Source organism: Megalodesulfovibrio gigas DSM 1382 = ATCC 19364, assembly GCF_000468495.1.
GTDB lineage: Bacteria > Desulfobacterota > Desulfovibrionia > Desulfovibrionales > Desulfovibrionaceae > Megalodesulfovibrio > Megalodesulfovibrio gigas.
Map to the genome: position 1 here is coordinate 810,166 of NC_022444.1, position 24,949 is coordinate 835,114.

Sequence of the window (24,949 nt, forward strand, 5' to 3'; positions counted from 1 at the left end):
ATTCCTTTTGCTTGACCCCGCGCGCCACCGTGCCGTATTGGGAAGTGTTCATCCCCCCTCAAGGAGTCTGATCCATGCGTGCCATCCTGGCCCTGGAAGACGGCCTCGTCTTCCACGGCACCTCCTTCACCGGCGACGGCGAAACCAGCGGCGAAGTGATCTTCAACACCGGCATGACCGGGTATCAGGAAGTGCTTACCGATCCTTCCTATGCCGGCCAGATGGTGTGCATGACCTATCCCCTCATCGGCAACTACGGCGTGAACCCCGAAGACGTGGAATCCGACCGCGTGTACGTGGAAGCGTTCATCGTCAAGGAATGTTGCAAGGTCCCGTCCAACTGGCGGGCCAAGGAGTCCTTGCCGGACTACCTCCGGCGGCACAACATCCTGGGCATCGAAGGCATCGATACCCGCCAGCTCACCCGCCACCTGCGCCTGCACGGCGCCAAGCGGGGCATCATCTCCACGCGCGAGGCAGACCCCGCCGTGCTGGTGGAGCGGGCCAAGGCCATCCCGGTGATGGAAGGCCAGAACCTGGCCGCGGAAGTGTCGGCATCGTCTGCCTACCGCTGGGACGGCGCGGCTCCCCGGGCCATCTCCCTGAACAAGGACGGCTCCTACGACTGGCCCGGCGTGCACACGGCTGCGGACGGCCGCGGCGTGCGCGTGGTGGTGTACGATTTCGGCATCAAGTGGAACATCCTGCGCCTGCTGGAAGAGCAAGGCATGGACCTCCTGGTGGTGCCGGCCTCCTTCACGGCCGAGCAGGTGCGCAAAACCGGGGCCGAGGCGGTGTTCCTCTCCAACGGGCCCGGCGATCCGGCAGCCCTGGGGCCGGTCATCGATGAGCTGGCCAGCCTGTGCCAGTCCTACCCCGTGGCCGGCATCTGCCTGGGGCACCAGCTCCTGGGGCATGCCCTGGGCGGCACGACCTTCAAGCTCAAGTTCGGCCACCACGGCTGCAACCATCCGGTCAAGGATCTCCTGTCCGGGCACATTGAGATTTCCTCCCAGAACCACGGCTTCTGCGTGGATGTGGCGAGCCTCACGGATGTGGAAATCACCCACGTGAATCTCAACGACAACACCCTGGAAGGCTTCCGCCACACCAAAAAGCCCATCATCGCCATCCAGTTCCACCCCGAGGCGAGCCCGGGCCCGCACGACAGCCGCAACTTCTTCCATCGCTTCCGCAGCATGGTGCGCGAGGCACTGGGGCGGTAGGCCGCCCGCAACGTCTGCATCCTTCTGGAGCCCCCCATGTCCACAGAGCTGATCAAAGCCCGCGCCCAACTGTCGCAGGTGAGCACCCACCTCAAGCAGGAAAAATACCTGCCGGCCGTGCAGGCCGTGCGGGACGCCCTGGCGACGATGATGGGCAACCCCCTGATGCGTCAGGAACGGGAAGAATTCGCGGCCATGCTCGTAGATGTGGTGTACCGGCTGGACACACACCGCGGCTTCCGCACGATTTTCCCCCTCCGGCTGGAATACAAGCCCGGCGAGGAAAAAGCGCTGCTGGAATCCCTGAGCGAGTGCCTGGGCGAGCTGCGCAAAAACCAGCTCAATGACGCCCAGGCCCTGCTGACCGCGCTGGAACGCAAAAAGCAGGATGGCGTGGAGTCTGGCCAGCGGCTCATTGACGCAGCGCAGTTCAGCCAGGCCAAGTCGCACTTTGACGGCCTGGTGGCCGAATTCAAGGATGACGTGGCCCTGAAGTCCGATGTGGGCGAGCGCTTCCTCAAGGCCAGTCGGTACGAGGAAGCCTACGACTTCCTGTCCCAGGCCCTGGCAGACTCGCCCGAATCCATCCATCTGTACAACCGCATCGCCATCGCCCTGCGCAAGCTCTCCAAGTTCGACGTGGCAGAAAAGTATTACGCCAAAGCCCTCGACTTCTGCAAACACGACTCGAATTTGTATTTTAACATCGGCCGGCTTTATGTGGACTGGGGAAAATGGGACAAGGTGGCCTACATGGCCAACAAAGCCCTGGAGTATGATCCTGACTTCAAGGAAGCCAAGAAGATGCTCACCTACGCCCTCAAACAGATGAGCTAGAGAATATTAATCTTGAAAAAGGACATTGCGAGAGGGGAAACCTTTTTGCAAAAGGTTNAGGTTTTCCCCCGAGAGTTCTTTTCAAAAACAACGTGCTCTAGCCCACCAAAGACGGCGTCAGCAACGGCGGCGCAGGAGACCGGCACCGGCTCCCGCGCCGCCGGTCTGTTTTCCGGCATGCGGCCAGGGCTGCGCCGGTTCAGGAGTGCATGATGATTTCCATCGACCGCATCTACATCAACGGCGCGTTTGTCCGCCCCCATGGCACGGCGGTGCACGCGCAGATCAACCCCGCCACCAAGGCCGTCATCGGCAACACCGTGCTGGGCGATGCCGAGGACGTGGCGCGCGCCGTGGCTGCCGCCCGCGCCGCCTTTCCCGCCTTTTCCCGCACCAGCGTGGCCGAGCGTCAGGCCCTGCTGCACCGCCTGCACGATGCCGTGCAAGCCCGCGAAGACGCCCTCGTCAAGGCCACCCTGCAGGAGTACGGGGGCCCCCTCAAGGACACCATCGCCCGCACCCGCTTTGCCGCCCGGGCCTTTCTGCTGGCCAGCGAGACCCTGGAGACCTTCGCCTTTGTACGCCGCATCGGCAAGGCCACCATCCTCATGGAGCCCCTGGGCGTGGTGGGCATCATCACCCCCTGGAACGCCAACTACACCCTGCTGTGCAACAAGCTGGCCTCGGCCATTGCCGCCGGCTGCACCGCCGTGGTCAAGCCCAGCGAACTCAGCACCCTGCAGACGGATGCGCTCCTGGAATGCATCCACGCCGCCGGCCTGCCGGCCGGGGTGGTCAATGTGGTCAACGGCACCGGGGACGAGGTGGGCACGGCCATCACCCGGCATCCGGACATCGCCCTGATCTCCTTCACCGGCTCCACGCGCGTGGGCCGGCTCATCCTGCAGGGCGCGGCCGAGACCCTCAAGCGCGTCACCCTGGAGCTGGGCGGCAAGTCCGCCAACATCATCCTGGACGATGCCGACCTGGACAAGGCCATCCCCCTGGCCGTGCGCATCGCCTTTGCCAACAGCGGCCAGGCCTGCGTGGCCGGCACTCGCCTGCTGGTTCCCGCGGACATGCTGCCGGAGATCCGCCGCCGGCTGGCACAGGCCGTGGCGGCCGTGCAGGTGGGCGATCCCTGGGACGAGGCCACCACCATCGGCCCCATCGTCAGCCAGACACAGTACGAGCGCGTCCAGCGCTACATCCACCTGGGCATCGACGAGGGGGCCACGCTGCTCATCGGCGGCCCCGGACATCCTGAAGGCCTGGAGCACGGCTACTTTGTCAGGCCCACGGTGTTCGAGCATGTCACCCCAGACATGACCATTGCCCAGGAAGAAATTTTCGGCCCCGTGCTGTGCCTCATGTCGTACGAGACCGAGGAGCAGGCCATCGAGATTGCCAATGGCACCATGTACGGCCTGGCCGCCTACGTGAGTGGCACGGATCTGGCCCGCGCCCGCCGCGTGGCCGCGCGTCTGGTGGCCGGGCGGGTGCTCATCAACCGGGCGGAAAGCAACGAGCCCAAGGCGCCCTTCGGGGGATTCAAGCAGTCCGGTATCGGGCGGGAGTACGGTCCTTTCGGCCTGGAAGGCCACCTGGAACCCAAGGCGCTGATGGACGACGAAGACGAGCTGTAACAGATGCGGAATTGTCAATTCATCGTATTCAATGCTATGCATGTCATTACAGGGCTGTAGATTCGGGCACCGCCCGACTGCAGCAGGGGGGAAACCAGCACAAAGGATCAAGGATGTCCTTCCGCATGCATCATTTTTCGACCGCGCATCGCCTTGCACTCGCCGTGATCTGCTTGGGAGTGCTGGCTTTTGCCCGGCCCGGCGTATGCGCCGGCATTGAACTCAGCCAGGCAGAGCGGGGCTACCTGGAGCGCCTGGGACCCGTGACCTTGTGCGTGGACCCGGACTGGACGCCTTTTGAGCGGATCAACGAGCAGGGGCAGCACGAAGGCATCGCCGCGGATCTGCTGCTGCTGGTCTCCCGCCGGCTCGGCCTGCCCATGCAGCTGGTGCCCACCAGGAACTGGGAAGAAAGCCTGCAGGCCTCCAAAGATGGCCGGTGCATGGCCCTGAGCTTCCTCAATCAGACGCCCAATCGGGAAGAGTGGCTCACGTTCACCGAGCCCCTGTTCACGGACTCCAACGTCTTCATCACCCGGGAAGAGCATCCTTTCATCGCCGATCCCTCCTCGCTTTCCTACGAAGCCATCGTCCTGCCTGAAGGCACGTCCATTGAGGAGCGCATCCGCAGGGAATATCCCAACCTGCGCGTGCTCACCGTGGCCACCGAGCAGGAGGCCTTTTCCCTGGTCTCGGAGAAAAAGGCAGACATGACCATGCGCTCCCTCATCGTGGCGGCGTACACCATCAAGAAGGACGGCTGGTTCAACCTCAAGATCGCCGGGCAGCTGCCCAATTATGCCAACGCGCTGCGCATGGGCGTGGTGAAGACCGAGCCTATGCTGCGGGACATCCTCAACAAGGGCGTGGACACCATCACCCCCATGGATCGCGGGCAGATCGTCAACAAGCATGTGTCCATCAACGTGCAGACGGCCGTGGACCGGGCCATGGTGGTCCGGGTGGTGGCCATCGCCCTCGCCGTGGTGGGGGTGGTGCTGTACTGGAACCGCCGCCTGAAGCAGCACAATGAGGAACTGGAGCGCCGGTCCCAGACAGACACCCTGACCAGTCTGCCCAACCGCACGCGCATTGACGAACTGTTTCTCACAGAATGCAGCCGGGGCGAGCGATACGGCCGGCCCTTCTCGGTCATCATGCTGGATATTGATAATTTTAAGCGGGTGAACGACGAATTCGGGCACCAGATGGGCGACAAGGTCCTCGTGGCGACGGCCCGTGCCGCCCGCGACGCCGTGCGCACGGTGGACACCCTCGGCCGCTGGGGCGGGGAAGAATTTCTGGTGTTGTGCCCGGAAACCCCGGAGGACATGGCCGTGCAGGTGGCGGAACGGATTCGCCAGGTCATCGCCGCCACTGCCATGGGCACCGGCACCCCGCAGACCATCAGCGCCGGCGTGGCGAGTCTGTTGCCCGGCGATACGCCGGACGCCCTGCTCCAGCGCGCCGACGCCGCCCTGTACCAGGCCAAACGCCTGGGGCGGAACCGGGTCTGCGCGGCGTAGGAGACATTACGTTTGGAAAAGGACATTGCGAGAGGGAAACCTTTTTGCAAAAGGTTCTCCCCGCTCGCGCTCTCCCCCTTCCAAAAATTTGATCGTATCTTGTACGTATAATAAAAGTCTTTGGGAGGGGGGTTCGGGCTCTTCCCAAACATTGCGTGCTCAGCCTGCCGGCGGCAGGAGGCAGACCAGTTCGCGCTGCACGGGCAGTTGCACGATGAACGTCGAACCCGCCCCCGGGATGGATTCGGCCCAGATGCGCCCGCCGTAATGCTCCACGATCTCCTTGCAGATGGCCAGTCCCAGGCCGGTGCCGCGGGGCTTTTCCTCGTCCCGGCCTTCGGGCACGATCTGGTAGAACTTCTCGAAGATGGTCTCCAGGGAAGCGGCCGGGATCCCCTGCCCGGTGTCCTCCACGCGAATCTCCACCACGGCTGCCGTCTCTGCCGGGCCGGCCTGCAGGCGTGCCTCCACGCGAATCTCGCCGGCCATGGTGAACTTCACGGCATTGTTCAGGAGATTCTGAAGCACTTGCAGGATCTTGTCATGGTCGATCCGCAGCGGGGGCAGGGCCTCGGGAAACCGCGTATCCAGGCGCACCCGCCCGGAAGCCGGAAGCATGCCGCGTGCGCTGGCCACGGCCTGCTCCAGCACATCGCGCAGGTCCACGTCGGTGTCCCGCCAGGCCATCATGCCGGACTCAATGGCGTTGATGTCCAGCAAATCATTCACCAAGCGTGAAAGCCGGGCCCCTTCCTTGGCGATGATCTCCAGATTGCCGGCAATGCGTTCTCCGTGCTGGCGCACGCCGGCGGCCTCCTCGCCAGCCAGGAAATGACGCCGAAACATCTTGCCCGTGAGCTTGGCAAAGCCAAGGATGGAGGTAAGCGGGGTGCGCAGCTCGTGCGAGGCCGAGGACAAAAAGGACGTCTTGAGCCGGTCCAGCTCCAGCAGCCGGGCGTTGGCCTGGCGAAGCTCCTTGGTCCGCTCGGCCACCAGCTGCTCCAACTGTTCGCGCAACTGCTCCCCTGCGGCTTCCACATCCTTGCGGCTGGTCACATCCATCTGGAATCCCTCAATATGCAGGGGGGCTCCCTCTTCGTTGCGCACCAGCCGGGCCGTGAGGGAACACCAGAACCAGCTGCCATCCTTGCGCTTGAAGCGTACTTCATGGGAATGGACCGAGCCGTGCTGCATCAGTCTGTCCAGGATGCCCACCCGATCCCGGGCATCGACGTACACATTCGCGCCCAGGTCGAGCACCTCTGCCTGCAGCTCTTCCGGCGTGGCGTAGCCCAGCATGCGGGCCATCTCCGGATTGGCGCTGAGCAGGAGGCCCTCCAGGGAGGAGCTGAAGATGCCCACCGGCGCGTTGTGCACCAGCGCCCGGTACCGGGCTTCGGCTTCCCGGCGTGCCAGCTCCATGTGCTTGCGCTCCGAGATGTCCCGGATGGTGGCGATGTAACGCGCCGCGCCGGCAAACGTGGCGAAACTGAGGGTGACGTCCGACCAGAACAGTTCGCCGCTTTTGCGCCGGGACAGCCACTCGAAGGAATACGCCCCCTGCTCCCTGGCCCGGCACAGGTGGCCCCAGGCCTCCTGCAAGGAGTATGGCGGCTCGCCCAGGCTGATTTGCTGCACATCCAGACCAAGCATTCCCTGATAGGAATAGCCGAACATCTCGCAGGCGCGCTTGTTGACATCCAGGATCCTGCCGCTGTCTGCATCCTGCACCACCAGGCCGTCGTGAATGCCTTCGAACACGGTGCGGAAGAATTCCTGAGACGCTTCCAGCTCCGCTTCCGTGCGCTTGCGGGGGGTGATGTCCGTCAGCATGCCTTCGATGCATTCCAGGGCGCCAGCCTCGTCATAGACGGCCACGGCATTGACCATCACCCAGATGCTGCTGCCATCCTTGCGCAACATGGGCAGTTCATGGCCGGTGATCTGCCCTTCCTTGTACAGCGATTCCAGGATGATGGCCCTGTGCTCCAGGTCGGCATAGGCCAAGGCGACAGTGGGCACGGACCGCAGCACATCCGCTTCGTCCACGTAGCCAAACATGCGGGCCATGGCAGGATTGCAGTCCAGCATGACGCCCTGGGGATTGACGCGGAAGATGCCCTCAATGGCATTCTCATACATGGTGCGGTATCGGGTCTCGGACTCGCGCAAGGCGGTCTCGCGCTCTTGCACCCGTTGGGCCATGCGCGCGACGGCCTCCGCCAATCCGGCCAATTCCTCAAAGGTCCACGGCCCCTGTTGCAGTGAGTCGGTCTGGCGGGCGGATGGCGCCACGCCCAGGGCACGGATAGCCTCGGCGAACGCCTGCAGCGGCGCCGTCACGCGGCGGACCATCTCCTGACGGATCACCGCCCTGAGCACCACATACAGCAAGGCCACGCTGGCCAGATACACCGCAAGGGCCAGCACGGCCGGCCGCAACAGGGCCACAAGCGGCCGCGACACCAGCAGCACCCAGCCACTGTGGGACAGTTCCCGAGCCACGGTCAGGCAGAACCCGCCCTCCATGCGCTGCAGCATGATGCTGCCCTCGCCCGTCTTGGCCCGCTGAAATGCCGGCCAGTGGCCGATATTGTCTTCACCCGGGCCCTGCAATCCGGGCGGCTGCACCATGACAGCCCCGGCTTCGTCGGTCAGCAACAGCAGATCATCCCCTCCCGTCACCAGGCTGCGCATGGACCCGGTGAGCGCCTCCAGACTGAGCGCCCCCACCATGGCCCCGCCGCCGGGAATGCTGCACTCCACCTCCACCACCAGATTTCCCGTGGCGGGCGAGACGCGCGGACGGGTCGCCACGCGGACGCGGGCAGAGGCCTCCAATTGCCGGCCGGGCTGGGGCAGCAGCAAACCTTCAGGTGGCGCTCCCGACAGCACCACGCCTTGGGCGTCCAGTCGCACCAGCCGTTCAAACAGGGGAACCGCCTGCAGCATGGCCTGCATGGCCTGGGCCACCGCAGCCTCGTCGCTTCGGGAAGCCTGCAAGGCCAGGGCCTGCAGCACGCCCTCGGCATTGCCGAGGTACTGCTCCACGTACTGCGACATGGCGGCAGACAGTTCAAGATTGTGTTGCGAAACCGTGCGATACTGCATCGCTCCCAGCAGGCAGCCCAGCAACAGGCCAAAGGCCAGCACCGGCACCCGCAGACGAGCGGCGATGGTTTTTTCCACGATGCTCGACAGCCGAGGGGAACTCATAGGCGATAAGGGGCGTCTTGATATATGTCAGACACTATGGCCACGACGGAATAAAATGCGCTGGCAACACACGCCCCGCGCAATGGCAGGCGGTGAACGTACGCAGGCTGCCATGGGGCAGCGGCGCTACCGGATCAATCCTGGAACCATCCCTGCGCATGCTCTCCCCCGGCTGCAAACGAACAGGCTCACCCCGTCAACCATGTGTCCAATCTACACTCTGGACGCAAGGGCTTCAATAATTATTCACCAGCAAACAATGTTTTTCCCAAGGGGCGGTTGACAAACCGGTCGATTAGGAATAATTCCTTTCAAAGATTAATTCGCATACGAACTGAGGCCATCATGAACACCGTCACTTCCCGACACCAGCTCCGTGAGGCTTTGACCCATGCCGATCTGGCCTGCACGCCCCAGCGTCTGGCCATTTTCGAGGTGTTGGCAGAGGCCAGGAGCCATCCTTCTGCGGAAGAAGTGTATTTGGCCGTGCGAGCGTCCATGCCCACCATTTCGCGGGACACCGTGTATCGGACACTGGCCCTCTTCGAGGAGTTGGGCCTGCTGGACCGGGTGCAGATGAGTTCTGAGTGCGCCCGGTTCGAACCCAACCTGACGCCGCATCACCATGTGGTCTGCACCCGTTGCGGTGTTGTGGCTGATTTCGACTGGACCGAGGTGAACGAGCTTCCCAGGCCTCCCCTGCCGGAGGGCTGGAACACTCCAAGCCGGCCGCATGTGCTGTACCGAGGCACCTGCCCGGCGTGTAAGAACAATTCCCAGACAACCAAGAGCAACACCATTGAAGGAGCTGATCATGACCCAGACTGAAGCCGATCTGCGCGAAGCATTTGCCGGAGAATCCCAGGCCAACCGCAAATACCTTGCCTTTGCCGAAAAGGCGGACAAGGAAGGCTACGCGCAGGTCGCCCGCCTGTTCCGGGCCGCCGCCGCCGCGGAAACCGTGCACGCCCATGCCCATCTGAGGGCCATGAACGGCATTGCCGACACCGCCGCCAATCTCAAGGAGGCCGTGGCCGGTGAAACCCATGAATTCAAGGATATGTATCCGGACATGATCGAGCACGCCAAGGCCGAAGGCCACAAGGCTGCCGAACGGTCTTTCGTCTTCGCCAACGAGGTGGAAAAGATCCACGCCGAGCTGTACCAGAAGGCCCTGGATTCCCTGGGCCAGGAGCAGGCGGACCAGCCGTACCACGTCTGCAACGTCTGTGGCTACACCTGCGAAGGCGACGCCCCCGACACCTGCCCGGTGTGCAAGGCCAAGAAGCAGGCATTCTTCCGGGTGGATTAATCCCGCAATACCAAGCAGTACGCGCCCCGTCCGGCATTGCCGGGCGGGGCGTTTTTTATGGGGTTCGACCTTCGCTGCATTCTGTGCTACATCCTGATGCAACGGCCCCACCCGGGCCTCACACCAACCCGCACACCGCGTATGGAACAGACACTTTCATCAGCCATTGCAACGTCTTCGCAAGGCACCTGGCAAGCCATGCAGGCGCACCGCCCTTTGTGGGCACGTCTGGCGGCCACGCCGCGCACCCTGCTGCTGGATTACGACGGCACCCTGGCCCCCTTTGTGCCCCAGGGCATGCGCGCGCCGCCCTATCCCGGCGTCCCCGATCTCGTGCGCCGACTCATGCGCCGGCCGGATACGCATGTCGTCCTGGTAAGTGGCCGACCGGCCGAGCTGGTGGCCTCCCTCATGGGGCTTGACCCTGCGCCGGAAATCTGGGGATGCCACGGCCTGGAACACCTGAACGCCCGTGGCGAGCTCACGCGCCTGCCCCTGGCTCCCGGCCTGCAGGAAGGCCTGGACGATGCCGAGGCCTGGGCCGAGGCCCGCCGCCACGCCGGCTATCTGGAACACAAGCCCGGCTGCCTGGCCATGCATGTACGCGGCCTGCCCAGGGCCAAGGCGGATTTTCTGCTTACAGACACCGCCGCCGCCTGGCAGGAAATCGCCGCCCGCGCCCCCCTGGAGCTGCATGCCTTTGACGGCGGTCTGGAGCTGCGCCCCCGCGGCGTGCACAAAGGCCATGCCGTGGCCACCATGCGCAAGGACGCCAGCCCGGAGCGAGTCTTCCTTTATCTGGGAGACGACAAGACCGATGAGGACGCCTTCCAGGCCCTCGGCCCCCGGGATGTGGCCGTGCTGGTGCGCGGGGAGCATCGTCCCACTGTCGCGGCCTGGTGGTTGCGTCCCCCGGCCGAGCTGCTGGCTTTCCTCCAGGCCCTGCTGGATCTGCCCGAGGGCATCAACAAGGGAGAATCACCATGACCTCACCACAACTTGCTGTCGTCTCCAACCGGTTGCCCGTGCGTCTGAGCAAGAACGACGACGGCCAATGGACCCTTGCCCAGGGCGCGGGGGGGCTGGTGACGGCCATGGCCCCGGTGCTGCGCAACCGCGGCGGTTCCTGGGTGGGCTGGAACGGCCTGGCCACGGAGGAGGATGTCTCGTCCCTCTTCGAGACCTTCTCCAAACAGGCCGGGTACGAGCTGCATCCCGTGCAGCTCACCCCCGAACAGGAACACGGTTTCTACGCCGGCTTCTCCAACGAAATCCTCTGGCCCCTGTTCCATGACCTGCCCACCCGCTGCAACTTTTACAAGCCCGATTACTGGCGGCACTACCGCGATGTGAACCAGCTCTTTGCGGAGACCATCGCTGCCAAGTTGCCGGCCTCCACGTATTGCTGGGTGCATGATTACCATCTCATGCTCGTGGCCGGCATGCTCCGCAAGATCGATCCAACCCGCCGTTGCGGGTTTTTTCTGCACATCCCTTTCCCCCCGCCGGACAACTTCCTCAAGCTGCCCTGGCGCAAGGAGTTGTTGCAGGCCCTGATGGAACACGAGCTGGTGGCGTTCCACACCCTGCGCGACCGCCGCAACTTCGAGGCCTGCCTGCAGTCCCTGCTGCCCAAAACGGTCATCCGCGGTCGCGGGGCCATTGTCCAGGCCCGATACGAAAGCCGCACCGTGCGCATTGGCGCCATTCCCATCTCCATCGACTACAAATCCTTCACCCACACGGCTGGCCTGCCCGAGATCAAGGAGGCCGCCCACTCCCTGGCCGACGCTTACGAACACCGCACCCTCATTCTCGGCGTGGACCGCCTGGACTACACCAAAGGCATCCCCGAACGCCTGGAATCCCTGCGGCTCATGCTGCAGCAACACCCGGAACTGCGGGAGAAGATCTCCTTCATCCAGGTGCTGGTGCCCAGCCGCGAGGACGTGGGCGAATACCGGCATTTGAAGATGGAAATTGAACAGCTGGTGGGGGAGATCAACGGGCAGTTCGCCACGCCGGGGTGGAGTCCCATCCATTACCAGTATCGCAACATGCCCCGCGAGGAGCTGGTGAGCTACTACCTGGCGGCGCACATCATGTTCGTCACGCCATTGCGCGACGGCATGAACCTGGTGGCCAAGGAATACTGCGCCTGCCGCCGCAACAACACCGGCGTGCTGATCCTCAGCGAGTTCGCCGGCGCGGCGGCCCAGCTGCAGCGCGACGGCGCAGTGCTGGTGAACCCCTTCGACGTGCAAGGCATGGCCAACGCATTGCAGGCCGCCTGCATGATGCCCATTGCCGAACAGAAACGCCGCATGCAGCACATGCGCGAGACCATCCGCAAACACGACATCTACTTTTGGTGCGATACCTTCCTGGACACCGCCTTCGCCCTCAAGCTGGCGGACATCCCCCAGATGGAGGACGTGCAGTTCCATGAACTGAGCTGACGCACAGGCACCACGCCGGGGCGGCCTACGCCTTGAACACGAAGCAGCAGTGCAGGCGGTTGGCGGCGTCGGCCGTGCGGACATATTCCAGGGTGCTGGCCATGCGCTTGACCAGATGCACGCCCAGGCCGCCGGGCTCGCGATCGTCCAGGCCGGCTTCCAGGTCCGGGTCGGGCAGGGCCAGGGGATCGAAGGGCGGGCCCCAGTCCGTCAGGCACAGGTGAAACCGCGGCGATGCGGGATCCGGCTCCACACCGCAGGCAATCTCCACCTCGCCCCACCCGGCGGCCCCCGTCGCAGCGCCGGCATAGGCATGGTTGACCACGTTGAGGTACAATTCCTCAAGCACCAGATCCGCCTTGGGCTCCAGCGCCGCCGGGACATGGCCAAGCACGAATTCCCGCGCCCGGTCAAGGTTCTCCAGCGTGGCCGGCAGACGCAGGGTATGCAGTTGCAGGGAGGACATGCGCGGCTTCAACCCTGCAGGGCATCTTCCAGGGTTGCATGGATGGTGAACATTTGATGGAATCCCGCCAGCTTGAGCACATCCTGCACCATGCCGGCCGGCCGGGCGAAAGCCACGGCCCCCTGCGGCCGGCTGCGCAGCTGCATGGCCAGCGCCAACAACGCCCGCATGCCGGCAGAGGAAATGTATTCCAGGCCGGCCAGGTCCACCACAATCCTGGTCTCACCCATGGCCAGCACCCGTTCCACGCCCTGCTGAAACGCCGTGGCCGTGGCATTGTCCAGCCGCCCCATGGGGTGCAACACTATCGCCTGGCCGCGTTTTTCCGTGACGAGTTCGAGTCCTGCCTGCATGGATCGGCTCCTTCTGCAAATGAAGTGATGTGCCGGTTTCGCCATCCATACGCCGCTTTGCAGAAAATGGAAAGCGGCGGCGGCGTTGGCCGGAGGGCATGTTTTCGCTTCACTATAGGCAAAATAAAGCATATAGGAGGCGCACGAACTGACTTTAAGCGCAAGGCACTCCATGGAATCGAACACCCCTCCCGGTGACCATCCCGGCAATCTGGCCATGCACTTCCGCGCCCACGTGTGGCTGGAGCGCGATGGCACCGTGCTGCTCGGCCCTGGCCGGGCGCTCTTGCTGGAGCGCATCGACCAGATGGGATCCCTGCGCAAGGCCTCGCAATCCATGAGCATGAGCTACCGCGCGGCCTGGGGAAAAATCAAGAAGACCGAAGCGCTGCTTGGCCAGGCCGTGGTGGAGAAAACCGGGCACGACCGATCCGGCTACTCCCTGACGCCTTATGGCAAGCAGGTGCTGGCCCTGTTTCTGGCCGTGCAACGCCACGTGAATCTGGAAGCCGCCAGCAAGGCCCAGGCGCTGGAAGCCCTGGAGACCCTGGGCGTCATGGAACCTCATCACCTCGACCCAGTACAGGACTAGTCCGCCCCATGTGGTTTCTTGCTGAAGGGGTGCAGGAAGGCATCCGACTGCTGGCCGAGGGACACCCGGAAACATGGTCCGCCATCAGCGTCAGCGTGGGCATGAGCGGGGCAGCCATGGCCATCAGCCTGGCCTTGGGCACGCCCCTTGGCTTTCTGCTGGGCTTCACCACCTTTCCAGGCAAGCGGCTGGTGCGCATGCTGGTGGAAACGTCCCTGAGCATCCCCACGGTGGTCATCGGGCTGCTGGTGTACGCCTTCATCTCCCGCCGCGGACCACTGGGAGACTTTGGCCTGCTGTTCACCATCGAAGGGATGATCCTGGGGGAAGTGCTGCTGGCCCTGCCCATCGTCATCGCCCTCACGGCGCAGAGCGTGGAAAGCCTGGACGCCCGCCTGCCCGTCACCTTGCGCACGCTGGGGGCCTCGCCCCTGCAGGAGGCCATGACCTGCCTGCTGGAGGCCCGCCACGGCCTGATGCTGGCCGGCGTGACGGCCTTCGGTCGCGTGTTTTCGGAAATCGGCATCTGCATGATGCTCGGCGGCAACATCAAATGGCACACCCGGACCATCACCACGGCCATCGCCCTGGAGACGGGCAAGGGCGAATTCGCCCAGGGCATCGCCCTGGGGCTGGTGCTGATGTGCATCGCCCTGCTGGTGAATATCGTCCTGACCTGGCTGCGCCGACGGGGAGAAGCCTGATGCCCCCCCTGTACCGGCTGGATCACATCGCCCAGCGCTACGCCGGCCGCGAGGTCCTGCAGGTGCCGGCCCTGCAGGTGGCGGCAGGCGAACGCCTGGGGCTGACCGGTCCCAACGGCTCCGGCAAGTCCACCCTGCTGCGAATCCTGGGATTTCTGGAAGCGCCGGCCTCGGGCCGGCTGGAGTTCCTGGGCCGGCCCGTCTCCGGCGCGGCCTGGCCCCTGCGGCGGCAGGCCGTGCTGCTGGATCAGTCCCCCTACCTGCTGCGGCGCAGCGTGTTCGGCAACGTGGCCTACGGCCTGGCCGTGCGCGGCGAAGGCGAACAACGCCGGCGCGTGGCCGAGGCCCTGGAGCTGGTGGGGCTGGAGCCGGATCGCTTTGTCGGCCGCTCCTGGCGGGCGCTTTCCGGCGGAGAGGCCCGGCGCGTGGCCCTGGCCGCACGTCTGGTGCTGCGGCCCAAGGCCCTGCTGCTGGACGAGCCCACAGCCAACCTGGACGCCGAAAGCGCCGCCCGCATCCTGGAGGCCTTGCGCCTGGCCCGGGAACGCTGGGGCTGCGCCATCATCACGGCCAGTCATGACGATCCCTGGCTGGAGGCCTTGATTGATCGTAAAATCAAACTCTTGCATGGTCATCTTGTTGGAAACGACACGTAACTGAGAATGCCACATATTCAGTTTCCAAAACGATTCCAAGATGTTTTTGTGTCAGACCATGATGGAGGCATCTTGATCGGCACTGGATTCGGACGCTGAAACGGGGTACAGCCGGAACACTCTTACGAGAAGGAGCCGGCATGTCCCAAACCGAACCACAGCCCGCACACAATTTCAACGAACTGCGCGCCGCCATCCGCCAGCGGATACAGCGCCTGGCCACGGTGTCGTATCTCCCTTCCCCCCTGGTGGATCTGGTGGGCCAGGTGACCCTGGCGCAGCTTGATGTGCTTGACCCGGCCGTCACGGCCATCACCCTGCAGATCCCCGCACCTGATGAAGCCGACCTTGCCTCGCGGGACCGCCTGGCCCTGGGCGTGCCCCTGCTGGAACGCAGTCGCTTCCCCTGGGACGCCGACGCTGCCGAACGGCTCTTTTTCACCCTGGCTGGCCTGCTGGCGGCCATGCCCGGCCAGGCCGGCGAAGCCGGCCGGCGCATCCTCCTGGCCCTGGAGGAAGATGCCGGGGCCGACCTGCCGCCCCTGTCTCCCCGCAAGGCGGCCCAGGCGTTCATCAACGAAGATCAGGAATTTTTCGAGGCCTTTGCCACCGCCATGCCCCAGTCTCCCCGGGCAGTGTCCTTCCTGGCGCAGGCCTCGATCACGCCATCCCTCATCGCCGTGGCCGAGGCGCTGCACCCACAGCTGGACCTGACCACCGACGTCCGCCCCCATGGCAACTGCCCGGTGTGCGGCAGCCTGCCCCTCATCGCCTGCCTGCAGGACAAGGAAGGCAAGCGCCGCGTGAGCTGCTCCTTCTGTCGCACCACGTACCGCGTCCGGCGTCTGGGCTGCCTGCTGTGCGGGGAAGACCGCAACGAGAACCTGGGCTTCCTGGCCGGCGAAGAGATGCCCGGCTTCCGCATCGAATACTGCAACACCTGCAGCGGCTACACCAAGGCCATCGACCTGCGTCTGCGGGAAGGCAACTTCCTGCCCGTGTTGGACGATCTGGAATCCCTGCCCCTGGACATGCTGGCCGGCCAGGCGGGTTTCCGCCGGCCCACCGTGTCCGGGCTGGGATTCTGACGGGACAGGGAGGCGTCATGGACTTCCCGCACCTGTCGTGCCGCCGGTTTCAGGATGGACGCTGGACCGCCATGGAAGACATGGTGGCCCCGGAAACACCGGTGACCCTGCGTTGGGCCGGCCGGCCCGAGGCCATCCACCTGTCCGCCTATGCCGTGGATCTGCCGTCCCTGGCCCTGGGCCACACCCTGCTCCACTGCTGCGCCGACGGAGAACTGCCTGAGATCGTTTCGCAATCCGGCTTTGATCTCACCCTGGCGCCGCGTCCCGGCGCCAGGCCGACCCCGCGGCCCTGGCGCGGTTCCCTGTCCCCGCAGACGGTGCTTGCGGCCATGGCCACCCTGCTGGATGCGCCAGGGTTCTGGGTGGAGACGGGCTGCTTCCATCGCGCCGGCTTGTGGGACCCGGCCGAGGGACGATTCCTCGTCACCGTGGAAGACATCCCCCGCCACAACTGCGTGGACCGCCTGGCCGGCTGGAGTGTGCAGACGGGCCGGTCGTTGACGGATCTGGCCCTGTGCATCTCCGCCCGGACCACGTCTTCGCTCATGGAAAAAATCGTCCGCCTGGGCACGCCTGTGGTCTGCACCCGCGCCGCGCCCACCTCCCTGGGCCTGGAACTGGCCCGGCAGCACGGCATCACCCTGGCGGCCTACGTCAAACCCACGCGGTTGAGCGTGTTTCACGACCCCGAACAGCGAATCGCAGGAGGGCCGGACCATGCATGAGCAACGCGCGACACTCCCCTGGGGCATGGTCCTGGCGGGCGGCAAATCCACACGGCTCGGTCGGGACAAGGTGGTGGAATTCGTGGACGGCCGGCCCCTGCTGGCCCGGATGACCGCCCTGGCCGGCCAGGTGTGCCAAAGCGTGGTCATTTCCGGCCGCAATCCCGCCTCGCTGGAAGAATTTCCGCCTGAGGTGCGCCGGCTGGGATGGGTGGCGGACGAAGGCCCGGGCAGCGGGCCCATCCGCGGCATCGCCACCTGCTTGCGCCGGCTGGGCGGTCCCATGCTGGCCCTGGCCTGTGACCTGCCCCTGCTGGACACGGACACCCTGGAACGTCTGCTGGACGCCCATGCCCGGCGGCCGCCCCATGCCGTGATGACCACCTTTTTGCAGCCGGCCACGGGATACATCGAATCCCTGGTGGCCGTGTACGAAGCAGCCGCCCTGCCCCTGCTGGAGGCGGCCGCTGCCGCCGGCATGTTCAAGCTCTCGCGGGCCATCCCCTTCGAGTTGCGCCACCACATCCCCTATGCGCCGGAAGAGGCCCACGTCTTCTTCAACATCAATTATCCCGCTGACTTGGCCATGCTCATGCGCATGGGCATGGCTGGCGGCTCCCACGACATCCCGCGGGAGGCCTGCCGGGTATGACCGTCATCCCAGGCGTCCCGGGCCGGATTCTCGGCGGCCTGCTGCGATGGTGCCTGCTGACGATCCTGGGCATATCCGCCCTGGCCGCGCCTGTCCTGGCGCAGCCGGCAGTGCTGGACTACCAGGGGTTGATGGACGAGATCCGTCTGCAGGGCGCGGGCCGCGGCCGGCCCCTGGTGGTGGCCTTCTGGGCCACCTGGTGCGGCCCCTGCCTCAAGGAGATGCCCGGCTACCACGCCCTGCGCCAGACCTATACCGAAGAGCAGCTGGGCATCCTGCTCGTCTCCCTGGACTTCGACAGCGGCGCCTACACGCGCTATCTGCAAACCAATCCCATCACCTTGCCCAGTTACCTGGCCGCGCCGGACCTGATGCAGCTCATGGCCATCAAATCCATCCCCAAGCTGCTGCTCTTCGACGCCGCAGGGCTTGCCATCCTGCAGCATGAGGGCTACCTATCCCCCGAGGCGCTGCGGGATAAACTGGAGGAGCTGTTGCCGCCTTGACCACACTGCCAAACACGGCCGTCCCCAACGGGACGGACCTGCCGAGCCGGCTGGTGGACGACCACGGCCGCTCCATCAACTATTTGCGGCTTTCCATCACGGACCGGTGCAACTTCCGCTGCAAATACTGCCGCGGCGGACCGGAAACGCCCCTCATTCCTCACGCCGACGTGCTGCGCTACGAGGAAATGCTGGACCTCATCACCGTGGTCTCGGAACTGGGCGTGCGCAAGGTGCGCCTGACCGGCGGGGAGCCCCTGCTGCGGCGCAATCTGCCATGGTTCCTGGGCGCCATCCGCGAGCGTACCGCCGGCCTGGAATCGCCCCTGGACGTGCGCATCACCACCAACGGCTCCCGTCTTGCCGCCATGGCCGGGGATCTGGCCCGGCTGGGCGTGCAGTGGGTCAACGTGTCCCTGGATTCCCTGAACCCGCAGACCTTCCACGAAATCACCGGCGTGGACTGCCTGGGCGACGTGCGCCGCGGCATCGACGCCTGCCTGCAGCACGGCATCCGCATCAAGGTAAACGCCGTGGCCATGGCCGGGGTCAGCGAGGCCGAGTTGCCGGGATTCATCGACTTTGCCAAGGCCACGGGCAGCGAGGTGCGCTTCATTGAGTTCATGCCCATGGGCGAGAATTCCCAGTGGAGCGAGGCCAACTACCTGCCCTCGCGCCTGCTGCTGGATCAGGCCCGGGAGCTGGTGTCCCTCACGGCCCTGGACCGCAAGGACACCGGGGGCGGCCCGGCCAAGGTGTTCCGCATTGACGACGGCCCTGCCCGCCTGGGCTTCATCTCCCCCATGTCCAGCCACTTCTGCGGCAGCTGCAACCGCCTGCGCATCACCAGCGACGGCCGGCTGCGCACCTGCCTGTTCTCAGACAAGGAATACCGCCTGCGTCCGGCCCTGCGCCACCCTGCCTTGGGGCCGGCCACGGTGAAGCACATTATCGAGATGGCCCAGCGCGGCAAGCCCCTGGGCTACGAGATCCTCCAGGCCCGCCAGATGCAGCAGAGCGTGGCCCGCAAGCAGATGAGCGCCATCGGCGGGTAAGGAACATTCTCTGTGAAACGCGCTCTGGGGGGAGAACCTTTTGCAAAAAGGTTCTCCCCCCAGAGCAATGTCTTTTTTCAAAATTAAAATGCGCTATTCCAGCGTGGCGGTGCCGTCGGAATGCAGCGTGACGGTGCCCACCTGGCGCAGATCCAGGTTCTTGAATTCCACCACGGTGCCTTCGCCATCTTCCGCGGCCAGATCCCAGTTGTTGGCGCTGCCGGAAATATTAATCCGCAACCCTTCGCCAGGAGAGAGGATATCATTTCCCAACAGATCGTCTCCCCAGTCGTTCGATTCACTGGGAGACAAGGCCAGGGCGTGAATCTCGAACGTGGTGCCGTTCATGACAATCACCTGCTTGGCCAGCGCCGCCCCGGCGCACATCAGCACCATCATCGCCGCCAACACCGCGCCGCGCAACCACAAAGCACCTTTCATGCGAATCCCCCACCGTTGAAAGATGAACGCCAGTGTACACCGCCGGATGCCATCTGAGCACTGGCTCATTATCCGATGTGCCTGCATGGATACGTGAGGGAGATTCCCGTCCGCAATCCTGATCGTGACGGGTTTACATTTTTTTACATTGTGCCCCGCCACCGCTCCAGGGCCTGTCGATCCGGGGGCTGGCCGGCATCGAAGAAGCCGCAGGCCTTGTAATAGCGCAGGTCGTCCCACCAGACGCGGGTCATGGCCGGATCCTGCCGCAGTCGTTGCAGCACACGCAGGGGATGGCGCACGCCCTCCACCAGCGGCCCCAGCAGTTCGGACGGGTCGCGGAAGCATTCCCAGTCGCAACGGGTGCAGTCCGGCGCGGCGGCCAGATCTGTCAGATTCAGGTCCCAGAACTTGCCCAGATTTTCTTCCCCGCGGTAGCCGCAGGGATAGGTATTGAGGTCCTTGGCATCCACAAAGAAGAAATCGATCCCGCCGCGGCAGGGGTAGGCGGTGCCTTCGCCGCGCTCGTACTGGCGGATGAGGGCCAGCAGGGACGACCGCGGAGTGAAGATGCGCAAGGCGTGGCGGCGGCGGGGAATCACGTCGTACAACGCCTTGAACAGCTGCACTTTTTCCTGCGGGGTGAAGCGGATCATGTCTGCCGTGGAGGTGGCGGTGTACACGGCGTCGGTGGCGGTGTCGGCCTCGGGCAGGCTCATGGGGTAGCAGGCATTGGTCATGGTAAAGCCCAGGTCTGCCACGGAATCATAGAACCGTTCAAAGGCCTGCACGGCCTTCTGGTAAAACGCGGCCGGCTCGTCCGGGGTCAGGTAGTGTGCGCCCATACCGCCGGTGGTGCGGTTGATGCCCAGGTTGGCCGCCGGGTGCAATCCCCGGGCGTGGAAGCGCGGCAGGGCCTTGCGGATGCCGGCCACCACCCCGGGCAGGCCGCGGTTGGCCTCGTGGGCGGCAGGGTCCGCGGAATCCAGGCTGATCCAGAACGTGTTGATGGCGCTTTCGGCCAGGGTTTCGGCCAAGCGGTCCATCTTGTCCGCAAAATCGGGGGCTTCATGATGCCGGAACAGAAAGCCGTTGGTGCCGGTGCGAATGTACCGGATGCCCTGGGCCCGGGCATGGCCGGCCAGTTCAACGATGTCCTTGAGGCACAGCAGGGGCTCGCCGCCCGTGAAGGAGATAGCCTGCACGCCACGGGCGGCCATGGCGTCGATGAGCCGGCGGGCATCGTCACGCCCCATGGTGGAACGCGGAAACACGTTGCCCGCGCGCATGCCGCACTGCACGCAGGTGGCGTTGCAGCGGTCCGTGTACTGGATCACCACCTGGCCGGGCACGCGGCCGCGCCAGAAGGCAGCCAGGGTGGACAGCACGGGCGGGGCGGGACGTTGCCTGGATACAGCGGCGGGGACGAGGGAGAGGCTCATGGATGGTGAATGATCCTGCAACAGGTTAGGGCACGTTATCTTTGAAAAGGATGCTCGGGGGGAAATCCTTTCTGCAGAAAGGCTCTTCTCCCGAACCCCCTTTCCAAAGACTTTTTCTGGTGATTCAAAGTCACTCTCAAAGTTTTAGAGGGGGCGCACCTTTTGCAAAAGGTTTCCCNTCGCAATGTCCTTTTTCAAGAGTAAAATGCGCTACGCCCCGGCGCCATACAGGGCAAAGGCTTCGTCAAAAGCCTTGGCCGAGGAGCGGGCTTCCATGGCCCGGCGGGCGGCAAGGCCCATGGCCTGGAGGGCGTGCGGATCGGCCGTCAGGTCGGTCAGGGCCTGGACCAGGGCGGCAACACTCTCGGCCTGGACGATGCGTCCCGTGACGCCCTCCTCCACGTTTTCCTGCGGGCCGCCGCGGTCGGTCACCACCACCGGCAACCCCGAGGCCTGGGCTTCCAGCACCACCTTGCCGAAGGTGTCCGTACTGGAGGGGAAGACAAAGAGATCCGAGGACGCATAGGCCGCGGCCAGGTCGTCGCCATCCAGCATGCCGGTGAAGACGCAGGGCGTGCCGGCCAGGGCGGCTTCCATCTCGGCGCGATAGGGGCCGTCGCCCACCAGCACCAGTTCCAGCCGATCGGCCAGGTTGCTGCGTTCCAGCAGGGCGTTCCAGGCCTGGGCCAGCACGTGGAGATTCTTTTCCCTGGAGATGCGCCCCACGTAGAGCAGCCGCAGGGCCCGACGACCGGAATAGCGGTCGAAGAAGCCGTTGCGCTTGGCCGGAGTGAAGCGCAGGGTATCCACCCCGCGGGGATAGAGGGTGATCTTGTCCCGGTGCACGCCCTTGGCCCCCAGCTCCTCGCCAAAGGCGGCAGAGGGCACGTAGACCTTATCCATCTGGTTGTAATACCACACCATGGCCTTCCACATCAGGTCTTCCATGCCTTCGTCGCCCGTGAGGGACATGGCGTACTGGGGCAGGGCCGTGTGGTAGGTGCCGGAAATGGGCAGCTTGAGGGTGCGGGCGATGAGCAGCGCGGCAATGCCGATGGGACCGGGCGTGGCCGAGTGAATGTGCGTGAATTCATGCTCGTACACGTAGGCCAGCATTTCCAGGAACGGCGGGTAAAAGAGCTTGAGGATGGGATACTCGGGCAGCTCGTAGCGGCCGATGGGCTTGAAATTCTGCACCCCCGGTCCGGAGGCCAGCCCGTCGTGCATGGTGGCGCAGCCGGGATCGCACGTGATGACCGTATAGCGCTTGCCACTGGCCTGGGCCAGGCGCACCTGCTCCTGCAGGGTCATGGCCACACCGTTGGTCTCGAAGAAGGTGTCGGTGAAGTGGGCGATGTTGGGCTGACAGGCCAGGGCGTCCGGTCCTTTGAAGCGGGTCATGGCTTTGCGGCAGAAAACGCGGTCCTTGGTGAAGACCGAATACCCCACGAAATACGGCGAGAGCATGGTGTACAGGGTGCCGGCCGAGGCCAGCCCCTGGAAGATCTGGAAGACGTCCGCATTGGTCACGCGGTCCATGAACTCGTCGGCATAGTGTTTGAGCACGCGGTTGGACGTGGCCTTGACGTAGCGGAACCACTTCTTTTCCGCCTCGCCCCAGGGCATCTGGGAAACGGGCTTCAAAGCCTTGCCGCCGGTGCGGGCATAGAATTCCTGCTCGGCAAAGGTGCGGATGATGGCGTGCGTCTCCCGCGGCAGGGGCTTTTCGCGCCGCCCGCCCCGGGTGCGCAGGGCCGCCCCGGCGGAACGAGCCAGGCCGCGGGCCCGTCGCCAGAGGCCGTCCGCGGGGGTGGCTGTTGCCGGCATGGGGGCCAGAAAATTGTCCAGATACGTCAGAAAGCGGTCCTTGTGGACGTGCTTGTCCAGATTCGACTTGGATTTGTAAAATTGATAGCCGATGCCGTACAGGGTGTGGCCGAGGGTCTTCGGGTTGGAATACACCCCCACGGCCTGACTGCGGCCGGATTTGAGTCCCTGGAAAAAATCCTCCAGCGTCTCGGGGCCTTCGATCTGCGTAAAGGTCCGGGCCACGTGCAGGCCGCTGTGATCGTCGGAGCCGCCCACCAGATGCTTGTGCCAGGGGGCGCGGTCCGCGGGATCGTAGCGGGGGTCCAGGTTGTGGGTATTGGCCAGCTCCTCCAGCAGGGCCGGGGTGAGCAGGGCCAGGATGGCCTTGACGCTGTTGTTCTGCATGCCGTCGCGGGTGCCGTTGACCTCAAAGGTCTTGAACAACACCAGCAGCTTTTCCAGGTGGGTCAGGGTCAGGCGATCATTGACGGCGTACAGCGGGTGCGCCAGGGCGTGGGCGATGCCCTGGGCACGCAGGTAGGCGAGCAATTCATAGATATTGCGGCGAATTTTTTGGATGTCCTCATGCTGGGACTCCACGATGTTCCAGGCCAGCACATGGACCTTGCAGCCGTCCTCGGGAAAATGGGCCGTGATTTCCTCGCTCAGAAAGGTGTCTGGCAGGTGAGCGATGGCCAGACTGCCGGCCAGGGTATTGTGATCCGTCACGGTCACCTGATGCATGCCGCGCAGCTTGCACAGCTGGTAGACCACCGCGGGGTCCACGAAGCTCTCCGGCGCGCCCAGCTTGCGCAAGGCCCATTGGGAGGGACGGTCCGAGTATTTCGAGTGGACGTGCAGATCAATTTTCATGGGCGGCTCCGGGGGGATCTGGCGCAGGGCCGGCGTGCCTCGCCACGCTTCCAATAGGCGCGGCCCGTGGCGAATCGATGACAAATACCGGCCGTTTTGGTGACGTCTTGGCAATTCCATGACTCCCTTGCGCCGCACTGGAGCTTCGGGGCGAACTGTCACCGGCGTGACACGCGGGCGACACGGCGTCGTCACCGCGAGATGCCAGACATGGGGACGATCCGCATCATCCTCACCGCACGTTGCGCCCTACGGAGGCCCCCATGTTTGCTGCGACGCGTCGAGTCCTGTCCCTCGCCCTGACCTTCCTCATGTGCCTGGGGCTGACCGCCCTGGCCCAGGCCGAGGAAATCCTGGTCTACACCGCCCTGGAAGACGACGAGATTCCCGGTTATCTGGAAGACTTCAAGGCCAAGCACCCGGACATCACCGTGAAGATCGTGCGCGATTCCACGGGCGTCATCACGGCCAAGTTCCTGGCGGAACAGGGCAACCCCCAGGCCGACGTCATCTGGGGCACCGCCGCCACCTCCCTCATGCTGGCCCAGCAGGCCGGCCTGCTGGAAGCCTACGCGCCCAAGGGTCTGGACAAGGTCCGCTCCACCATGCGCGATGCCGCCACCCCGCCCTCCTGGGTGGGCATCAAGGCCTGGATGACCGGCTTTTGCGTGAACACCATCGAACGCGACGCCAAGAAGCTGCCCATGCCCGCCTCCTTCGCCGACCTGATCAAGCCTGAATACAAGGGCCTGCTGGTCATGCCCAACCCGGCGTCCTCGGGCACGGGCTTCCTGACCGTTTCCGCCATCCTGCAGCTCAAGGGCGAAGCCGAAGGCTGGAAGTACCTGGACGCCCTGCACGAAAACATGGCCCAGTACACGCACTCCGGCTCCAAGCCCTGCAAGATGGCCGGCGCCGGCGAAACGGTGATCGGCCTGTCCTTCGGCTACCGCGGCATCATGCAGAAGCAGAAGGGCGAACCCGTGGACACCGTGTTCCCCGCCGAAGGCTCGGGCTGGGACGTGGAAGCCAATGCCCTGGTGAAGAAGGCCGCCATCAAGCCCGCGGCCAAGACCTTCCTGGACTGGGCCATTTCCCAGAGCGTCATGGGCCTATACGGCAAGGTCTATCCCGTCACGGCGTATGCCTCGGGCCAGCCCGTCCCCGCCGGCTACCCCGCCGAGCCGGAAAAGCAGATGATCAAGAACGACTTCGACTGGGCCGCCAAAAACCGCGACCGCATCCTCACCGAGTGGACCAAGCGCTACGACGGCAAGAGCGAAGCCAAGAAATAACCCCGCCCCGGCTGCGCCGCGGGACCGCGCCTCTTCCGGCCGGTCCTGCGGCGCGGCAGTTCCAAGG

At 64.7% G+C, this 24,949-nt stretch carries 23 protein-coding genes; 17 read left to right on the forward strand and 6 right to left on the reverse strand.

Annotated elements, in window-relative coordinates; translation table 11 throughout:
• The first annotated feature begins 74 nt into the window (after positions 1-74).
• The 4 genes from carA (at position 75) to DGI_RS03575 (ending at position 5,235) form a co-directional block, all read left to right on the forward strand.
• Complete coding sequence (carA, locus tag DGI_RS03560; RefSeq protein ID WP_021759328.1) at positions 75-1,226, forward strand: glutamine-hydrolyzing carbamoyl-phosphate synthase small subunit; 1,152 nt, start codon at positions 75-77, stop codon at positions 1,224-1,226.
• A gap of 36 nt (positions 1,227-1,262) precedes the next feature.
• A complete protein-coding gene (locus tag DGI_RS03565; RefSeq protein WP_021759329.1) occupies positions 1,263-2,063 on the forward strand; it encodes a tetratricopeptide repeat protein in 801 nt (266 codons plus the stop codon).
• Positions 2,064-2,272: 209 nt separating this feature from the next.
• Positions 2,273-3,709 (forward strand): aldehyde dehydrogenase family protein, encoded by a 1,437-nt coding sequence (locus tag DGI_RS03570; RefSeq protein WP_202961831.1) that lies wholly within the window; start codon positions 2,273-2,275, stop codon positions 3,707-3,709.
• 125 nt (positions 3,710-3,834) lie between these two features.
• The gene (locus DGI_RS03575; protein ID WP_081696687.1) at positions 3,835-5,235 is read left to right on the forward strand and encodes a diguanylate cyclase; all 1,401 of its coding nucleotides are present in this window, start codon (positions 3,835-3,837) and stop codon (positions 5,233-5,235) included.
• Positions 5,236-5,394: 159 nt separating this feature from the next.
• On the opposite strand, the gene DGI_RS16855 is transcribed toward DGI_RS03575, so the two are convergent.
• On the reverse strand, positions 5,395-8,451 hold the full coding sequence (locus DGI_RS16855) for a PAS domain S-box protein (protein WP_021759332.1): 3,057 nt from the start codon (positions 8,449-8,451) through the stop codon (positions 5,395-5,397).
• A 345-nt stretch (positions 8,452-8,796) separates the two neighbouring features.
• Between DGI_RS16855 and DGI_RS16860 the strand changes: the two genes are divergently transcribed.
• From DGI_RS16860 to DGI_RS03600, 4 genes are all read left to right on the forward strand, one after another.
• Positions 8,797-9,279 carry a Fur family transcriptional regulator gene (locus DGI_RS16860; RefSeq protein ID WP_021759333.1) on the forward strand — a complete coding sequence of 161 codons (483 nt, stop codon included), beginning with the start codon at positions 8,797-8,799 and terminating at the stop codon, positions 9,277-9,279.
• Positions 9,266-9,763, forward strand: a complete 498-nt coding sequence (locus DGI_RS03590) for a rubrerythrin family protein (RefSeq protein ID WP_021759334.1) — start codon at positions 9,266-9,268, stop codon at positions 9,761-9,763. Before DGI_RS16860 ends, DGI_RS03590 begins: the two co-directional genes overlap by 14 nt.
• A gap of 198 nt (positions 9,764-9,961) precedes the next feature.
• Entirely contained in the window at positions 9,962-10,750 is a 789-nt protein-coding gene (gene otsB, locus DGI_RS03595) for a trehalose-phosphatase (protein ID WP_051286190.1), read from the forward strand.
• A complete protein-coding gene (locus tag DGI_RS03600; RefSeq protein WP_021759336.1) occupies positions 10,747-12,222 on the forward strand; it encodes an alpha,alpha-trehalose-phosphate synthase (UDP-forming) in 1,476 nt (491 codons plus the stop codon). The genes otsB and DGI_RS03600 overlap by 4 nt, the downstream gene beginning before the upstream one ends.
• A gap of 25 nt (positions 12,223-12,247) precedes the next feature.
• Here the strand turns inward: DGI_RS03600 and DGI_RS03605 are convergent, their stop codons facing one another.
• Both DGI_RS03605 and DGI_RS18660 read right to left on the reverse strand, forming a co-directional pair.
• The gene (locus tag DGI_RS03605) at positions 12,248-12,688 is read right to left on the reverse strand and encodes an ATP-binding protein (protein WP_021759337.1); all 441 of its coding nucleotides are present in this window, start codon (positions 12,686-12,688) and stop codon (positions 12,248-12,250) included.
• An 8-nt stretch (positions 12,689-12,696) separates the two neighbouring features.
• Complete coding sequence (locus tag DGI_RS18660; protein ID WP_021759338.1) at positions 12,697-13,041, reverse strand: STAS domain-containing protein; 345 nt, start codon at positions 13,039-13,041, stop codon at positions 12,697-12,699.
• 172 nt (positions 13,042-13,213) lie between these two features.
• Here DGI_RS18660 and DGI_RS03615 point away from each other — a divergent pair, with 172 nt between their 5' ends.
• The 8 genes from DGI_RS03615 (at position 13,214) to moaA (ending at position 19,022) form a co-directional block, all read left to right on the forward strand.
• Positions 13,214-13,633, forward strand: a complete 420-nt coding sequence (locus DGI_RS03615) for a winged helix-turn-helix domain-containing protein (RefSeq protein ID WP_021759339.1) — start codon at positions 13,214-13,216, stop codon at positions 13,631-13,633.
• A gap of 8 nt (positions 13,634-13,641) precedes the next feature.
• On the forward strand, positions 13,642-14,337 hold the full coding sequence (locus DGI_RS03620; protein WP_021759340.1) for an ABC transporter permease: 696 nt from the start codon (positions 13,642-13,644) through the stop codon (positions 14,335-14,337).
• Positions 14,337-14,993 (forward strand): ABC transporter ATP-binding protein, encoded by a 657-nt coding sequence (locus DGI_RS03625; protein ID WP_021759341.1) that lies wholly within the window; start codon positions 14,337-14,339, stop codon positions 14,991-14,993. Before DGI_RS03620 ends, DGI_RS03625 begins: the two co-directional genes overlap by 1 nt.
• A 140-nt stretch (positions 14,994-15,133) precedes the next feature.
• Complete coding sequence (locus DGI_RS03630; RefSeq protein WP_021759342.1) at positions 15,134-16,081, forward strand: formate dehydrogenase accessory protein FdhE; 948 nt, start codon at positions 15,134-15,136, stop codon at positions 16,079-16,081.
• Between the two features lie 17 nt (positions 16,082-16,098).
• Positions 16,099-16,809, forward strand: coding sequence for a formate dehydrogenase accessory sulfurtransferase FdhD (locus DGI_RS03635; RefSeq protein WP_021759343.1), 711 nt, complete (start codon positions 16,099-16,101; stop codon positions 16,807-16,809).
• The gene (gene mobA / locus DGI_RS03640; protein ID WP_021759344.1) at positions 16,802-17,461 is read left to right on the forward strand and encodes a molybdenum cofactor guanylyltransferase; all 660 of its coding nucleotides are present in this window, start codon (positions 16,802-16,804) and stop codon (positions 17,459-17,461) included. Before DGI_RS03635 ends, mobA begins: the two co-directional genes overlap by 8 nt.
• Positions 17,458-17,967, forward strand: a complete 510-nt coding sequence (locus DGI_RS03645) for a TlpA family protein disulfide reductase (protein ID WP_021759345.1) — start codon at positions 17,458-17,460, stop codon at positions 17,965-17,967. The genes mobA and DGI_RS03645 overlap by 4 nt, the downstream gene beginning before the upstream one ends.
• Positions 17,964-19,022 (forward strand): GTP 3',8-cyclase MoaA, encoded by a 1,059-nt coding sequence (moaA, locus tag DGI_RS03650; protein WP_021759346.1) that lies wholly within the window; start codon positions 17,964-17,966, stop codon positions 19,020-19,022. The genes DGI_RS03645 and moaA overlap by 4 nt, the downstream gene beginning before the upstream one ends.
• Positions 19,023-19,115: 93 nt before the next feature.
• Here moaA and DGI_RS16865 read toward each other — a convergent pair whose 3' ends face one another.
• From DGI_RS16865 to DGI_RS03665, 3 genes are all read right to left on the reverse strand, one after another.
• Positions 19,116-19,463, reverse strand: a complete 348-nt coding sequence (locus DGI_RS16865) for a hypothetical protein (protein ID WP_021759348.1) — start codon at positions 19,461-19,463, stop codon at positions 19,116-19,118.
• A 143-nt stretch (positions 19,464-19,606) separates the two neighbouring features.
• Entirely contained in the window at positions 19,607-20,905 is a 1,299-nt protein-coding gene (locus tag DGI_RS03660; protein WP_081696679.1) for a radical SAM protein, read from the reverse strand.
• Positions 20,906-21,115: 210 nt separating this feature from the next.
• Positions 21,116-23,587, reverse strand: a complete 2,472-nt coding sequence (locus DGI_RS03665) for a glycosyltransferase (RefSeq protein WP_021759351.1) — start codon at positions 23,585-23,587, stop codon at positions 21,116-21,118.
• A 263-nt stretch (positions 23,588-23,850) separates the two neighbouring features.
• Here DGI_RS03665 and DGI_RS03670 point away from each other — a divergent pair, with 263 nt between their 5' ends.
• Positions 23,851-24,882, forward strand: a complete 1,032-nt coding sequence (locus tag DGI_RS03670) for a putative 2-aminoethylphosphonate ABC transporter substrate-binding protein (protein WP_021759352.1) — start codon at positions 23,851-23,853, stop codon at positions 24,880-24,882.
• Positions 24,883-24,949 lie beyond the last annotated feature (67 nt).

What these genes read in the sequence shown, in the direction of transcription:
- mobA (WP_021759344.1), top strand. Translation starts at nt 16,802, where the DNA reads ATGCATGAGCAACGCGCGACACTCCCCTGGGGCATGGTCCTGGCGGGC.
- DGI_RS03620 (WP_021759340.1), top strand. Translation starts at nt 13,642, where the DNA reads ATGTGGTTTCTTGCTGAAGGGGTGCAGGAAGGCATCCGACTGCTGGCC.
- DGI_RS03660 (WP_081696679.1), bottom strand. Translation starts at nt 20,905, where the DNA reads ATGAGCCTCTCCCTCGTCCCCGCCGCTGTATCCAGGCAACGTCCCGCC.
- DGI_RS03630 (WP_021759342.1), top strand. Translation starts at nt 15,134, where the DNA reads ATGTCCCAAACCGAACCACAGCCCGCACACAATTTCAACGAACTGCGC.
- DGI_RS03570 (WP_202961831.1), top strand. Translation starts at nt 2,273, where the DNA reads ATGATGATTTCCATCGACCGCATCTACATCAACGGCGCGTTTGTCCGC.
- DGI_RS16860 (WP_021759333.1), top strand. Translation starts at nt 8,797, where the DNA reads ATGAACACCGTCACTTCCCGACACCAGCTCCGTGAGGCTTTGACCCAT.
- DGI_RS03635 (WP_021759343.1), top strand. Translation starts at nt 16,099, where the DNA reads ATGGACTTCCCGCACCTGTCGTGCCGCCGGTTTCAGGATGGACGCTGG.
- DGI_RS03670 (WP_021759352.1), top strand. Translation starts at nt 23,851, where the DNA reads ATGTTTGCTGCGACGCGTCGAGTCCTGTCCCTCGCCCTGACCTTCCTC.
- DGI_RS16865 (WP_021759348.1), bottom strand. Translation starts at nt 19,463, where the DNA reads ATGAAAGGTGCTTTGTGGTTGCGCGGCGCGGTGTTGGCGGCGATGATG.
- DGI_RS03590 (WP_021759334.1), top strand. Translation starts at nt 9,266, where the DNA reads ATGACCCAGACTGAAGCCGATCTGCGCGAAGCATTTGCCGGAGAATCC.
- otsB (WP_051286190.1), top strand. Translation starts at nt 9,962, where the DNA reads ATGCAGGCGCACCGCCCTTTGTGGGCACGTCTGGCGGCCACGCCGCGC.
- DGI_RS03575 (WP_081696687.1), top strand. Translation starts at nt 3,835, where the DNA reads ATGCATCATTTTTCGACCGCGCATCGCCTTGCACTCGCCGTGATCTGC.
- DGI_RS18660 (WP_021759338.1), bottom strand. Translation starts at nt 13,041, where the DNA reads ATGCAGGCAGGACTCGAACTCGTCACGGAAAAACGCGGCCAGGCGATA.
- DGI_RS03605 (WP_021759337.1), bottom strand. Translation starts at nt 12,688, where the DNA reads ATGTCCTCCCTGCAACTGCATACCCTGCGTCTGCCGGCCACGCTGGAG.
- DGI_RS03600 (WP_021759336.1), top strand. Translation starts at nt 10,747, where the DNA reads ATGACCTCACCACAACTTGCTGTCGTCTCCAACCGGTTGCCCGTGCGT.
- DGI_RS03615 (WP_021759339.1), top strand. Translation starts at nt 13,214, where the DNA reads ATGGAATCGAACACCCCTCCCGGTGACCATCCCGGCAATCTGGCCATG.
- DGI_RS16855 (WP_021759332.1), bottom strand. Translation starts at nt 8,451, where the DNA reads ATGAGTTCCCCTCGGCTGTCGAGCATCGTGGAAAAAACCATCGCCGCT.
- DGI_RS03625 (WP_021759341.1), top strand. Translation starts at nt 14,337, where the DNA reads ATGCCCCCCCTGTACCGGCTGGATCACATCGCCCAGCGCTACGCCGGC.
- DGI_RS03645 (WP_021759345.1), top strand. Translation starts at nt 17,458, where the DNA reads ATGACCGTCATCCCAGGCGTCCCGGGCCGGATTCTCGGCGGCCTGCTG.
- carA (WP_021759328.1), top strand. Translation starts at nt 75, where the DNA reads ATGCGTGCCATCCTGGCCCTGGAAGACGGCCTCGTCTTCCACGGCACC.
- DGI_RS03665 (WP_021759351.1), bottom strand. Translation starts at nt 23,587, where the DNA reads ATGAAAATTGATCTGCACGTCCACTCGAAATACTCGGACCGTCCCTCC.
- DGI_RS03565 (WP_021759329.1), top strand. Translation starts at nt 1,263, where the DNA reads ATGTCCACAGAGCTGATCAAAGCCCGCGCCCAACTGTCGCAGGTGAGC.